The organism is Bacillus sp. FSL K6-3176 (assembly GCF_038003325.1).
In the GTDB taxonomy this organism is placed as follows: Bacteria; Bacillota; Bacilli; order Bacillales; family Bacillaceae; genus Bacillus; species Bacillus altitudinis.
The window spans coordinates 1,341,639-1,354,558 of the sequence record NZ_JBBOOX010000001.1 but is presented as its reverse complement, the minus strand read 5'-3'; the positions used below and the strand labels follow the sequence as shown (position 1 = coordinate 1,354,558).

Sequence of the window (12,920 nt, the reverse complement as noted above, 5' to 3'; positions counted from 1 at the left end):
CAGTTTTCACTGTATTTCGCACAAAAGCACACTGACCTAAAGCCAGTGCGCTTTTGTGATTTGCTTAAGAAGCACGAAGCAAACGAAGTCCGTTTAAAATAACCAAAATCGTACTGCCTTCATGCCCAATGACACCAAAAGGTAAATCAAGAACTTGTAAGAAATTCGCACAGATTAAGAGACAAATAACTGTTAATGAAAAGATGATGTTTTGTTTAATGATTCGGTTCATCTTTCTTGAAAGACGGATCATCTTTGTCAGATTGTTTAAGTTATTTTTCATTAAAATGAGGTCTGCTGTTTCTAAAGCAACATCTGTGCCTCCGCCCATTGCGACGCCAACATCTGCTGTGGCGAGTGCAGGTGCATCATTGATTCCATCTCCGACCATAATGATCGAATCACCTTGTTTTTTCAGTTGATTGACTTCATGTACCTTTTCATCTGGAAGACATTCAGCGACAACGGTTTGGATGCCTGCTTCCTCTGCAATCGCTTCAGCTGTTTTTTGCTGATCCCCTGTGAGCATGACGGTTTGGATGCCTAAATCATTCAGCTCCTGAATCATTTTTTTGGCTTCAGGTCTGATTTGATCTTTCAAACCGAGACAGCCGACAACTTCTTGATTTTTTTGAACATAGACAACTGTATATCCTTTGGATGAAAGAACATCACCATTCTCTTCAATGTCACGATCCATTGAAGCTTTTCCGGCAAAATCTTTCTTCCCAATCCGCCATGTGTCCTCATTTAATTGTGCTTCCACACCAAAACCTGATGTTTCTTCAATGGTTACGTGGTCTGCCCGCTCTGTATGATGCTCTTTTGCCATGTCAGAAATGGCTTTAGCTAATGGATGGTTTGACTGACTTTCAATTTGATAGAGCGCTTGATAAAAGGTCGATTCATCTTGCCCTTTTGCCAAAACCACTTTTTCAACAGCTGGTTTTCCACTTGTAATCGTACCCGTTTTATCAAATGCAATCATCGTACTTGTGCCCAGTTTTTCTAAAAAGACACTTCCTTTTACAAGCATACCGTTTCTTGCACCGTTTGAAATGAGTGAAAGAGCTGCTGGCATAATTGAGGCAACAAGTGCACAAGGCGAAGCAACCACCATAAACACCATCGCACGGTAAAACGTTTCACTCATGCTCCAGCCAAGTACAAAATGAGGTAGGAACATTAAAATCGCTACAGTGATGAGCACACCTTTTACATATGCACCTTCAAATTTTTCAATAAACGCTTGGCTTGGCGATACACTTTCTTGTGCAGATTCCACCAGCTTAATGATTTTATGAAAAAGTGTTTCTTCATTATGTTTTGTTACTTCTACTGTTAATGAACCATTTAAATTCACTGTTCCTGCAAACACATCTTCCCCTTGCCCTTTTTCCTGAGGCACCGATTCACCCGTTAAGGCAGATTCGTCTACACTTGTTCTTCCGCTCATGATCACACCATCTGCTGCAATTCGTTCGCCCGCTTTGATTAAAATACGGTCGCCTGGCGTAAGTGAAGAAGCAGCGATTTGGATGGTGCTGCCATCTTCTTCAATTAAAGTGGCTTCATCTGGAGCGATACTCATTAAAGCCGTTAAGTCTTTTTTACTTTTATTTGACGTATACGTTTCTAGCGCACCGCTCAAAGAAAAAATAAAAATTAAAATGGCGCCCTCTGCCCAGTAGCCAATGATCGCTGAGCCTATCGCAGCAAATATCATTAGAAGTTCTACATTTAATGTCTTGGATGAAATGGTTTCTTCAATTCCTTCCTTTGCCTTTGCAAAACCACCAATAACAAAAGCAAGAATAAAAAGAGGAATACTCCACATCGTTTCATCCTTTAGAAACCATCCAATCAAGATGAGAATCCCCGAAATTCCTGCTGCGATTAATTCTCCGTGCTGTGCCCATTTATGAAAGAGCGAGTTGGATCCCTTTTGATCTGTCGTTTGATAAAGTGCTGTATTCTCATTCATGATTACTTTCTCCTCTCTAATTGATAATGATTTTCACATTATCAATCGTTGCCCGTTCCGTTTATCATCTATATTTTCTGCTATTTCAAGCTTTTTATAGGTCTGTAACTCATTATAACAGGTTCTGATCAATTTTCAATTAATAATTATTATAATTTCTTTTTGATAATAATTATCATTATTAGCACCCGACATTTCTTCCTCTTTCTGAGCACATTTTATTCATCTGAAAGGTAATTGAACACAAAAAAGAACCAACGGATCGACCATTGGTTCTTACAGAAAGCTTGTGTTCTACGAATTTGTCCACTCTTTGATTTGTTTTTTCGTCAGCGGACCTACATGGTTTTTGACTACTTCACCCTTTTCATTGATGAAAAAAGTCGTCGGGATCGTCATGATTTGGTATTTCTTCATCATTTCGCCGTGCTCATCGAGAACGATCGGAAATGTGAACTTTCTGTCTTTCACAAATTGGGCAACTGCCTGCTTGCTTTGCTCAGCACCAAGTAAATTCACAGTCAGTATGTCTACATCACTTTGATTTTCTTTCACAATCTGTTCAAAGGCTGGAAGCTCCATTTTGCAGGACGGGCACCACGTTGTCCAAAAATGCAGAATGGTCCGCTTCCCTTTCACCGGGATCACCTGAGTTTCACCTGTTAATGTAGGAGCTTCTATCCTCGGCGCCATGACAGGCTCTTTTGCTTCAGCCTCTATGTTCATCAGAAATAAAAGAAGGGTCATCATGAGAAGACTGGCGGGTAGATATTTACGATTCATCAGCATCTTCCTTCCTGATTTTCCTATAGCTTGCCCGCTAGCTGCACATGACATTCAAGCTTTTTTCAATGTAAGAAACATGGAGACGCCGAGTTCCTTGCAAATCGTCGCATAATGCAAAGCCGTTAATAGCAGCATCCCCGTGTTCATTCCTAAGATAACGCCCATCATATTTAAGGATTCGATGGATCCTAGAAAATACACCATAGAGAACGACACCACGTGCACCCATATATTATGTAGGAACACATCTTTAATGAGACCCATACCAATTAAGCACGCTTGAAACGGCATCACGAACAAGTGGCATAAGAAGTAAGGCCATAGCAGCTGCAAGTAGACGGCTGCTTGAGGTGAGTCAAAAAAGAGCTGCGTGAGCGGATAAGCGAAATAATACATGATCATCACCGCTGGCACCCCGTATCCAAACGTAATGAGAATCGCTTGTCTGACACGTTTTTTCACGAGATCATACTGCCCCAAGGCATAGGCTTCTGATACATTCGGAATCATCACAATCATAATGGAATGAGCGATAAACGCCGGAAAAAAACCGATCGACATCGCTACGCCAGCAAGCATTCCGTAATGATCAACAGCAAGCGTACCAGAAATGCCCGCTGCAACGAGGGCTCCTTTGATTAAAAACGGTTCAATCGCATTGGCAATGGCATGAAAGATACGCATACCTGTTGTCGGAATGGAGACTGCTAACAAACGTTTTCTGACGTCAATCCCTCTTAACTCAACCGATCTGACATTCACAGCATTTTTTGCCATGACGTATTGGGAATATAAATAGATAAAGACGACGAGATCACTTGCAACAATCACGCCAATCGCGATAAGCACAGCTGTTTCAATATCAAACGAATACCAATGAAAAAACAAAAACAAACAGATAAGCTGGATCGTTTTTTTCAGCATATTGGCTAGAGCAATTCTGCCCATTTGCTGCTTGCCCATAAAATAGCCGCGTGCAATGGAAGTAAATGCGATGATTGGAATGAGTGACAGAACCAAGCCCTTCATCAGCGGATGATACGATTGAAATACAGGAATGAAAGGCAGTACAATGGCTGCTATTGCCGTTGTGGTGCATGTCACCACAAGCGTCATTTTAAATGCATGGCGAAGCATACTTTTATGAAGCCGCTCATGCGATTCTGCAATGAATTTAGAAATGGAGACTGGCAGCTCTAAGCTGGCGATCACAAGCACAAGCATGATGATGGGAAGGATGCTCATATATAAACCCATTCCATGTTCTCCAAGCTCTCTCGCTAAAATCATATTGACTAAAAACTCGATACACTCAGCAATGAAAGCTGCGACAGATAGCAGAATGACCCCTTTTACAAATCGATTCATGTAGCCTCCCCTTGTCTAAAAGCAAATTCTTTTCACATTCTATGAGACAAGTCCTGAAAATATTTTAATAATTGAAGACAAAAAAACAGCGACTGATTGATCGCTGCTTTTCTTTACACTGCAAACACATGACGGCCAATGCGTTCTACAATTTTACGAGAACGAATCCAGTTATCTGTCGCCGTTTTTGGATTATAAAAATAAATCGCCTTTGTTGTTCTGTCATCTTCTTTGACAACCTGCTTCACAGCTTTTACGGAATCCTGGTCTGCCTTATCATTGATACTTCCATTTGATACGGGCTGGAAGGCATTTCGCTGATAAATCACGCCTCTGACACTGTCAGGAAAAGAGCGGTGTTCTACGCGGTTTAAGACGACGCTTGCTACCGCTTTTTTCCCGGCGTAAGATTCACCTTTTGCTTCGGCATGTACCAACCGAGAAAGCAAGTCCATTTCTTCATTAGAATAGTGTGATTGATTTCTTGAGCTTGCTGGCTTTGCCGTTTCCTTTTTCTTCAGCTTCGGTTTTGATGCCTTCTCCTCTGTTGACGTGCTTAGCATTTTCACTTTCGGCTGATGTTTCTCCTCTGAAAACGCTGGGATCACAGTATGCTTTTCATCTTGATCTATATATGAAAGCTGATGCTTTACAGGTGCTTGTTCAAGTTTCTGACTTAATGTGCCTTCTTGCTCTTGTATATTGTCCATCTTGATCGCTGAGATGAGCATAAGGATGGCAAAAAGAGCTGTATGAATTTTGATCATTCGCCTCATTCCTCCTTTAATCAATGTAGGCTGTAAGATACTTGTCCACTCTAACAAGAGCTTCTTCTATTTTCACGCACAAAGATTTTCATGCCTGTCCAAATTCCGTCATTAAATGGCATGTCCTAGTTGAAATACGCATGAACTGGTAATGTAAGCGTTTAATATAGTCTCTTTTTAGCCTATAATCATCCTTATGCTCCTGATTATGGGTTATTACATTTTCTTTTCATATGTATCAAGCTGGTTTGAAGTGTGACAAAAGAACCAAAATAAAAAGCTTTTTCTCATGAATGAGAAAAAGCTTTAGCTTCTTGCTTCTTTAAGATATTCAAAAATAACATCTCCACCATGCTTGGCGATTCCGCGAAAATGTTTAAAATCATCTTGATTGACCAATACAGAACGAAATGTTAAAAAATCATCCTTTTGAATGGTCACTTGTTTTTCAGTACCATTCCGTAATGATTCTAGTATTGTGTTGATGTGTTCTTCAGTCAAAAAAACCGCTCCTTTTCAGCCTTGATCAAATATTAAATATACCATTCGTTTTCAAAGCGTACAACGAAAACGAAAGAAAAACGTCTTTATCCTTTACATTGGTATGAAAATATTGCAAAATACTTTTTAATAGGGAATGAAATCTGTTTTTAAAGGAGAGGGATCGGTTGAAGATTGCAAAAATTGGGAATGTGATCGAATTTAGAAATGGTTTAACAGGTGTAGTTGAAAAAGTGAATGAAAACTCTGTTATTGTGGATGTCACCATTATGGACAACTATAGAGATTTAGAACTGGATTCACTAACAGTCGTTAATCATAAAAACTATAAAATCATCAAAGACTCCGTACATTAATTTGCAATCCTCAATTCAGACTACCGTTACATAAGGATATACACAGCAAAGCTGACTCGTGTGACAGCTCTGTTCTCTTTTGACCATCACATATGAAAAAGGCTGACAACCATATTAAGTGGCGTCAGTCTTTTTGCGCGTGAAAGGTTTGCATTTCCGCTTTTGTTTTGTACATATCAACTTCTTCAGGTGTTATCACGCCTTTATCAATTAAAAGGGCGATCACTCCAAGTAATGTGGAGGCACTCCATTTATATCGTTCTTTGTTTTGATGTTCAAGCATCTGAAGCTCTTCCCTTAATTCCATTAGCAGCTTCTCTGTTTTGTCTTCTTTGTTTGCCAACACAAACGCCTCCATTTTCATTCGCTCGTTTCAATTTTATCTTAAAGTAAATATATCAAGAATAAAAGCATGATTCACCTTTACAAACATACGTTCTGTCGTGTATACTATACATACGAGCTGGTAGCCCCCAGCCGTCCTAGCAAGTTCTATTCCTATTGGTATGAGAAGAGTGACATGACTCTTCTCTTTTTTTATGTGTCATCATGATCTATTCCATAAAAAAAGACATGTCATCCACATGTCTTTTCTTATTTATTAGCGATTATCAATCGTTTCAGGATACATATCATGATTCATCATACGATACGATGCCATCTCTTCATACTTTGTCCCAGGTTTTCCGTAGTTCGTGTACGGATCAATTGAAATACCGCCTCTTGGTGTAAATTTGCCCCATACTTCGATATATCTTGGGTCCATTAATTCAATGAGGTCGTTCATGATAATATTCATACAATCCTCATGGAAGTCACCGTGGTTACGGAAGCTGAACAAATATAATTTTAATGATTTACTTTCGACCATGATTTCATTTGGGATGTAGCTGATATACACGGTCGCAAAATCTGGCTGCCCTGTTTGCGGGCAAAGTGATGTGAATTCTGGGCAGTTGAATTTCACAAAATAATCTCTATTCGTATGTTTATTCGGGAACGTTTCAAGCACTTGTGGTGCATAGTCAAACAAGTAATTGGTCCCTTGATTTCCTAGTAAAGTGACACCTTCTAATTCTTCTGGTTTTCTTGTCGTCATTTTGTCTCTTCCTTTCTATACGCCTCGTTTATTTCCCCACAATAGCGTGTGCAGCTGTGGTAAGACTCTCACACGATTCAAATCAGGATCTTGCGCTACTTGATCTACAAGCATTTCGTATTTCTTTAATAAGTGCGTTAATAAGTACGCATCATCAGCTGTCGTCGTATCATCATTTCCCACCTGCAAATAAAAGGGGAGTTCTGGGTATTTCGCATGGACATCCTTTGCATAGGCTAGATCAAGATCATTAAAGATGACGACCTTCAGGCTTGCATGTTGCAATCTGTTTCCATTTTTCAATTCATCTATGATACGTGTAAGTTTCGTAAAATCTGTTTTCATATTTGAACTTGGTGGTTTTGGAGAAATGGTTAAATCATCTATCTTCAAAAACCAATCTTGATACATCGTTCCCTGCGTTTCAAGCGCCGTATCAATTCCTTCTTCATGCAATAAATCAATAAGTGATTCCATTTGTTTTAAAAGCGCAGGATTCCCACCTGAAATGGTGACATGAGAAAAAGCCTTTCCACCTATTCTCTTCAGCTCTTTTACAATGTCCTCTGCCTGAAGCCACTGAATATCATGCTTAGCTGATCCATCCCATGTAAAAGATGAATCACACCAGCTGCAAGAGTAGTCACAGCCAGCCGTTCTGACAAACATGGTTTTTTGGCCAATGACCATTCCCTCTCCTTGAATGGTTGGACCAAAGATTTCTAAGACAGGAATCGCTTTAGTCATTGAGCTCAACTCGTTTCGGACGGTAAATGCAGTAGCTTGTTGGTGTCTCTCTGACAAAAACTTGAACACATACTGGTTTGTTCGCTAAAGTCGTTAAATATGCGGCCACTTTATCATATACAGTCTTTGCGACAACCTCAGTGGTAGGCATCGCATATGGATCGGTTGAGGAGAATTCCTCATGATCATTGAGCAGCGTGTGATCATATTTACCATGAATAAGTTTTTTCAATGTACTAAAATTGACAAGGAAACCCGATTCATCTAGGTCATCTCCAGCAATGGTTATATTAATCGTATACGTATGACCATGTACGCGGCTACAAGCGCCAGCATCTTCTCTCGGGATAAAATGGGCTGCCGATAGATGCATATCTTTATTTAATTCAAACGAAAATGGATGATCCGTCTGTGGATAGATTTGAGAAAGCATTTAGTTTGCCTCCTTCATGTCCATATAAGTGTCATAGCCATTTTTCCGAAGCTTACATGCAGGACATTCCCCGCAGCCATCAGAAATGATGCCATTATAGCAAGTGAGTGTTTCATTTTTCACAAAATCTAGCGCATTCAGTTCATCAGCCAGCTTCCACGTTTCAGCTTTATTCAGCCACATGAGCGGCGTATGGATGACAAATGGTTTTTCCATTGCCAAATTCACCGTGACGTTACAAGATTTCACAAACTCATCTCGGCAATCTGGGTAGCCGCTAAAGTCTGTCTCGCACACACCCGTGATAATATGACGTGCTCCAATTTGATACGCAAGAATGGATGCAAAGGATAAGAAAACTAAGTTTCTCCCCGGAACAAATGTGGAAGGCAGTTCTCCTTCTTTTTCTTCAATATCAATGTCATCTCTTGTTAAGGCATTGGGTGCAAGCTGATTTAAAAGAGACATATCTAATAGATGATTTTTCACACCTAGCTTGTCAGCAATTCTTTTAGCGACATCAATTTCTTCTTGATGACGCTGATTATAATGAAAGGTTACGGTTTCAACCTCTTTAAATTGTTGAAGTGCCCATAGTAAACATGTCGTACTGTCCTGTCCCCCGCTAAAGACAACGACCGCTTTTTCATTTTTCATTTTCCTTTTCCTCCTTTTGCAGACCCGTACCACCGCACAAAGCTGCATCTGAAAGGTTCATGAAAACCCCTATTTTTCTCAAAAGAAAAGACACCTTTACATGTGTATGAGGTGTCCCAGCCATAAAAAATAAAAAATGCCACATCCAAGGATACGGCAAGTCCTTAGTTTTTTATAGAGGGTTTTGCTAGAACCTCTCCCGTTTTCACGGATTTTTGTTCAATTTTCACAGAGGATAGTGTACCACATAATTGGTGTACAAGCTATCCCTTCTTTACTTATCACGTGATGCAGGCACTTTTTTCAGACAAAGAAAGAGGATAAAAAAGATACTGACATAGCCAAAAACAGGGTAAACCGTTGAAATGAGTGTGCCGTATCCAATTTTACTGATGACATAACAGCAAAGCAGAATAAAGGATATCGTATACATACTGTTCAATCGGATATACGCCCTCACCTGTCTTTCGAGACCGTATAAATTCCCTATAACGGATGTAAAGACTTCACCAAAGATCACGAATAAATAGATGAGATGAATGGAGTTTGCGACTTGATACACCACTTGGGCCATCGGAATATCATACGCTTCCAGCATTTCTAATGAAGAAAGGGATAAAAAGCAGGCGAGCAGAATGAGTGTCAGCATCAGACCCCCAAGCACCGCTCCTTTTTTGATCACGGCTTCGGATGTCATTTCGTTTGCGACCGGCACTAATACGGCTTGAGACAGCGCTAAATTAAATGCACCATATGAAATCGCAGACAACATCCATTCGCCCTCTCCCATTTGCAGCCCCAGAACGTGGCTTTCACCGCTACTAAACACAAATGAGTCTAGAAACACAATCAGCGAAAAGAAAATCAGCATTGGAACGACAAGTACATTGACACCAAATAACCCTTTTGACCCTTTAAAAAGGACAATGACACTTAAAATAATCGTTAAAAAAATACCATATTCTTTTGAGATGCCAAGTTGTTCTTCAAAAATAGCGCCTGCTCCAGAAATCATCACTGACGTCACACCTAGTAATATAAAAAACATGACGATGTTAATATATCGACTCGCAGCAGCTCCAAATAAAAACCGATTCATATCTTGATAAGACTCCGCTTCAATTCGTTTGGAAATCAGCATCATTTTTGCGCCAAGGCCGGTAAAAATAACACCGCTAATCAAAATCCCGATCAATCCAATCCAGCCAAAACGAACAAAAAATTCTACGATTTCTTTTCCTGTCGCAAACCCAGCTCCAACCACTGTTCCTACATATACAAAGGCAAGCTGAAAAGCGGATTCATTTGAACGTTTCATATGACCCCTCCGCACCCATCACTTTCGATTGTCTCTTTTTTATCCTATGAGACAAGTTCCTTGAAAAGAAGGACAAACCATGATTAAATGCAAAAAAGGATTTTTCATTCAGCTATGAGCAAAACAGTTGAAAGTCAAAATAGGTCAGAGTATACTATAGTCAAAGATGGTCAAACAACAGACCATTTTATTTAACATTCATTGGTCAAATAAAGTCAAACTTTATTTTAAGGAGGTCATGGCTCATGCGTTGTCAACATTGTCAAGTGAATGAAGCAACTATTCGCCTGAATATGCAAGTAAATTCGTCCCGTAGCCAAATGGTTTTATGTGAAGACTGCTATACCTCTTTGATGGAACAGTCAAAAATGAAAATGGGTCCTAACCTGTTCGGAGGCGGTTCATTCTTCTCTGAGCAAGCAGGACATGCGACGAGCCAAGAGCGGCCTAAACAAAAAGGCTTGCTAGACGAGCTTGGCCGGAATTTAACGGATGGCGCACATGCTGGTTTAATCGATCCTGTCATTGGCCGTGATGAAGAAGTCACAAGAGTCATTGAGATTTTAAATAGAAGAAATAAAAACAATCCTGTCCTCATTGGTGAACCTGGTGTTGGTAAAACGGCCATAGCCGAAGGACTAGCACTAAAAATTGCAAATGGAGATGTACCAAATAAATTAAAGAACAAACAAGTTTATTTATTAGATGTCTCTTCACTTGTGGCAAACACAGGTGTACGTGGTCAATTTGAGGAACGGATGAAGCAATTAATCAAAGAATTGCAAAGCCGTAAAAATATCATCTTATTCGTTGATGAAATTCATCTTCTTGTAGGCGCAGGCTCTGCCGAAGGGTCAATGGATGCCGGAAACATTTTGAAACCAGCTCTAGCTCGAGGGGAACTGCAGCTAGTAGGTGCGACAACATTAAAAGAGTATCGTCAGATTGAAAAAGATGCTGCCCTTGAACGCAGATTCCAGCCTGTCATCGTTGATGAGCCAACACAGGATGAAGCATTCGAGATCTTAAAAGGCATTCAGGATAAGTATGAAGCCTATCATGGCGTCACCTATTCTGACGAAGCCATTAAAGCGTGTGTTCAATTATCTTCGCGGTATATTCAAGACCGCCACTTGCCAGATAAAGCCATTGATTTAATGGATGAAGCAGGTTCAAAAGCGAATCTCTCCATTGATGCAGCAAGTGAAGATGAATTAACAAACCGTCTTGCGCAAATTGCCGCTGAAAAACAAGCCGCTTTAAATGAAGAACGCTATGAAAAAGCAGCGAAGCTTCGAGACGAAGAAGAAGCGATTGAAGCGAGATTGCAAAACAAAACAAATGACAAAGAACATGTCGTCACAGCTGAGGACATTCAGTCGATTGTAGAACAAAAAACAGGTATCCCTGTCGGCAAACTACAAGCAGACGAACAAACAAAAATGAAAGAAATTGATGTCCGCTTAAAAGCCCGCGTCATTGGTCAGGAACATGCGGTTGAAAAAGTGGCGAAAGCCGTAAAAAGAAGCAGAGCCGGCTTAAAATCAAAACACAGACCAACTGGCTCCTTCCTTTTCGTTGGGCCAACAGGCGTCGGGAAAACCGAATTGTCTAAAACATTAGCGGAAGAATTATTTGGCTCAAAAGAAGCGATCATTCGTTTAGATATGAGTGAATACATGGAGAAACACTCCGTGTCCAAAATCATCGGTTCTCCTCCTGGTTACGTTGGACATGATGAAGCCGGACAGCTCACGGAAAAGGTTCGCAGAAAACCATACAGCATCATTTTGCTCGATGAAATCGAAAAAGCGCACCCTGATGTCCAGCATATGTTCCTTCAAATCATGGAAGATGGCCGGCTAACAGACAGCCAAGGCAGAACCGTCAGCTTTAAAGACACGGTCATCATTATGACAAGTAACGCTGGCAGCACAGATAAAAAAGCGGTCAAAGTCGGGTTCCAGTCTGAACAAGAAGAAGCCATCGAAGAACAATCATTGATTGATTCACTGAGCGCTTATTTCAAACCGGAATTCTTGAACCGTTTTGACAGCATCATTCAGTTTGATTCATTAGATAAAGACGATTTAGTCAAAATTGTGGATCTTCTGCTCAAAGATTTGTCAGAGCAGTTAAAAGAACAAAATCTAACTGTTCACGTCACAAACGAAGCGAAAGAAAAAATCGCTGAACTTGGTTACCATCCAGCATTTGGAGCTCGTCCGTTACGAAGAACGATTCAAGAGCATGTTGAGGATCAAATGACGGACATGTTGCTTGAAGAAGAACAACTTACTGGATTTACAGTCGATGTTGAACATGACGAAATTGTTGTGAAAAAGAGCTAAGTACATCCTAAGGAGGATCTTCAGCTCCATCATGTGGCAGTGTCTAAATTCCATCTGAGCGCCGACGCTCCCCCGCCTCTTTTCCTTTACGATAAAAGAAAAAGAGGTGGAACACATGGATCACATGATCAATTGGAACTACGATTTGATTAAAATCATACATGAAGAAAAATTAAAAGAATTGCTCTTAGATGAAACAGCTCAAAAAAGATGAAGTTTCCAGATTGTTGACACAGGGCTAAAATGAACTTGATTTTAGCCCTGTGTCTTCTTTTCAGCGTGATAGAAAACCTTTGCAGTCTAGGTAGGACGAGTACTGGCGCGGATCGAATGTAACATTCGTGAGCACTAGCACGCAGGACTGACAAAGAATGCAGGGTTTGTCTACACGCTGAAAACTCCCTTTTATATGAGGGAGTTTCTTTTTTTAAGGCTCACAGAAAGCGCTTTCGTCAAAATTTCTTCACATAAACTGTCTTAATTTTATATTCTGACTAAAACCCTTCTAGAAGACACCGATATTAACTATAGAAAAAGATAGTTAAAGGATTTG

At 40.2% G+C, this 12,920-nt stretch carries 13 protein-coding genes and 1 riboswitch; of the genes, 2 read left to right on the top strand and 11 right to left on the bottom strand.

All coding sequences use genetic code 11. The features are described from left to right. Positions 1-64: 64 nt before the first annotated feature. From MHB38_RS07040 to MHB38_RS07020, 5 genes are all read right to left on the bottom strand, one after another. The gene (locus MHB38_RS07040; protein ID WP_341002983.1) at positions 65-1,984 is read right to left on the bottom strand and encodes a heavy metal translocating P-type ATPase; all 1,920 of its coding nucleotides are present in this window, start codon (positions 1,982-1,984) and stop codon (positions 65-67) included. Between the two features lie 294 nt (positions 1,985-2,278). Then, positions 2,279-2,767 carry an endospore biogenesis thiol-disulfide oxidoreductase StoA gene (stoA, locus tag MHB38_RS07035; RefSeq protein ID WP_025207247.1) on the bottom strand — a complete coding sequence of 163 codons (489 nt, stop codon included), beginning with the start codon at positions 2,765-2,767 and terminating at the stop codon, positions 2,279-2,281. Positions 2,768-2,821: 54 nt separating this feature from the next. After that, complete coding sequence (locus tag MHB38_RS07030) at positions 2,822-4,138, bottom strand: polysaccharide biosynthesis protein (RefSeq protein WP_017359440.1); 1,317 nt, start codon at positions 4,136-4,138, stop codon at positions 2,822-2,824. Positions 4,139-4,251: 113 nt separating this feature from the next. Then, positions 4,252-4,905, bottom strand: coding sequence for a cell wall hydrolase (locus tag MHB38_RS07025; RefSeq protein ID WP_181891543.1), 654 nt, complete (start codon positions 4,903-4,905; stop codon positions 4,252-4,254). Positions 4,906-5,211: 306 nt separating this feature from the next. Next, positions 5,212-5,406: a hypothetical protein gene (locus MHB38_RS07020; RefSeq protein WP_008348081.1), complete on the bottom strand. Its 195-nt coding sequence runs from the start codon at positions 5,404-5,406 to the stop codon at positions 5,212-5,214. A 167-nt stretch (positions 5,407-5,573) separates the two neighbouring features. Between MHB38_RS07020 and MHB38_RS07015 the strand changes: the two genes are divergently transcribed. Then, positions 5,574-5,762 carry a YkvS family protein gene (locus tag MHB38_RS07015; protein WP_003211747.1) on the top strand — a complete coding sequence of 63 codons (189 nt, stop codon included), beginning with the start codon at positions 5,574-5,576 and terminating at the stop codon, positions 5,760-5,762. A gap of 124 nt (positions 5,763-5,886) precedes the next feature. Here MHB38_RS07015 and MHB38_RS07010 read toward each other — a convergent pair whose 3' ends face one another. The 6 genes from MHB38_RS07010 to MHB38_RS06985 form a co-directional block, all read right to left on the bottom strand. Next, positions 5,887-6,105: a hypothetical protein gene (locus MHB38_RS07010; RefSeq protein ID WP_017367128.1), complete on the bottom strand. Its 219-nt coding sequence runs from the start codon at positions 6,103-6,105 to the stop codon at positions 5,887-5,889. 258 nt (positions 6,106-6,363) lie between these two features. Beyond that, positions 6,364-6,861: a preQ(1) synthase gene (gene queF, locus MHB38_RS07005; protein WP_003211403.1), complete on the bottom strand. Its 498-nt coding sequence runs from the start codon at positions 6,859-6,861 to the stop codon at positions 6,364-6,366. A 15-nt stretch (positions 6,862-6,876) separates the two neighbouring features. After that, entirely contained in the window at positions 6,877-7,608 is a 732-nt protein-coding gene (gene queE / locus MHB38_RS07000) for a 7-carboxy-7-deazaguanine synthase QueE (RefSeq protein ID WP_041092381.1), read from the bottom strand. Continuing rightward, positions 7,601-8,041, bottom strand: a complete 441-nt coding sequence (gene queD, locus MHB38_RS06995; RefSeq protein WP_202734535.1) for a 6-carboxytetrahydropterin synthase QueD — start codon at positions 8,039-8,041, stop codon at positions 7,601-7,603. Before queD ends, queE begins: the two co-directional genes overlap by 8 nt. Then, a complete protein-coding gene (gene queC / locus MHB38_RS06990; protein WP_008348090.1) occupies positions 8,042-8,698 on the bottom strand; it encodes a 7-cyano-7-deazaguanine synthase QueC in 657 nt (218 codons plus the stop codon). Positions 8,699-8,856: 158 nt separating this feature from the next. Then, positions 8,857-8,901: riboswitch (PreQ1 riboswitch) on the bottom strand. A 71-nt stretch (positions 8,902-8,972) separates the two neighbouring features. Continuing rightward, the gene (locus tag MHB38_RS06985; protein WP_098680947.1) at positions 8,973-10,016 is read right to left on the bottom strand and encodes a YkvI family membrane protein; all 1,044 of its coding nucleotides are present in this window, start codon (positions 10,014-10,016) and stop codon (positions 8,973-8,975) included. Positions 10,017-10,261: 245 nt separating this feature from the next. On the opposite strand from MHB38_RS06985, the gene MHB38_RS06980 reads away from it, so the two are divergent. After that, positions 10,262-12,367 (top strand): ATP-dependent Clp protease ATP-binding subunit, encoded by a 2,106-nt coding sequence (locus MHB38_RS06980; RefSeq protein ID WP_210552421.1) that lies wholly within the window; start codon positions 10,262-10,264, stop codon positions 12,365-12,367. Positions 12,368-12,920 lie beyond the last annotated feature (553 nt).

Excerpts from the sequence above, each read along its gene's own strand:
- queE (WP_041092381.1), bottom strand. The coding sequence starts at position 7,608 with ATGACTAAAGCGATTCCTGTCTTAGAAATCTTTGGTCCAACCATTCAA.
- MHB38_RS07025 (WP_181891543.1), bottom strand. The coding sequence starts at position 4,905 with ATGATCAAAATTCATACAGCTCTTTTTGCCATCCTTATGCTCATCTCA.
- MHB38_RS07030 (WP_017359440.1), bottom strand. The coding sequence starts at position 4,138 with ATGAATCGATTTGTAAAAGGGGTCATTCTGCTATCTGTCGCAGCTTTC.
- queD (WP_202734535.1), bottom strand. The coding sequence starts at position 8,041 with ATGCTTTCTCAAATCTATCCACAGACGGATCATCCATTTTCGTTTGAA.
- queC (WP_008348090.1), bottom strand. The coding sequence starts at position 8,698 with ATGAAAAATGAAAAAGCGGTCGTTGTCTTTAGCGGGGGACAGGACAGT.
- MHB38_RS06985 (WP_098680947.1), bottom strand. The coding sequence starts at position 10,016 with ATGAAACGTTCAAATGAATCCGCTTTTCAGCTTGCCTTTGTATATGTA.
- queF (WP_003211403.1), bottom strand. The coding sequence starts at position 6,861 with ATGACGACAAGAAAACCAGAAGAATTAGAAGGTGTCACTTTACTAGGA.
- MHB38_RS07040 (WP_341002983.1), bottom strand. The coding sequence starts at position 1,984 with ATGAATGAGAATACAGCACTTTATCAAACGACAGATCAAAAGGGATCC.
- stoA (WP_025207247.1), bottom strand. The coding sequence starts at position 2,767 with ATGAATCGTAAATATCTACCCGCCAGTCTTCTCATGATGACCCTTCTT.
- MHB38_RS06980 (WP_210552421.1), top strand. The coding sequence starts at position 10,262 with ATGCGTTGTCAACATTGTCAAGTGAATGAAGCAACTATTCGCCTGAAT.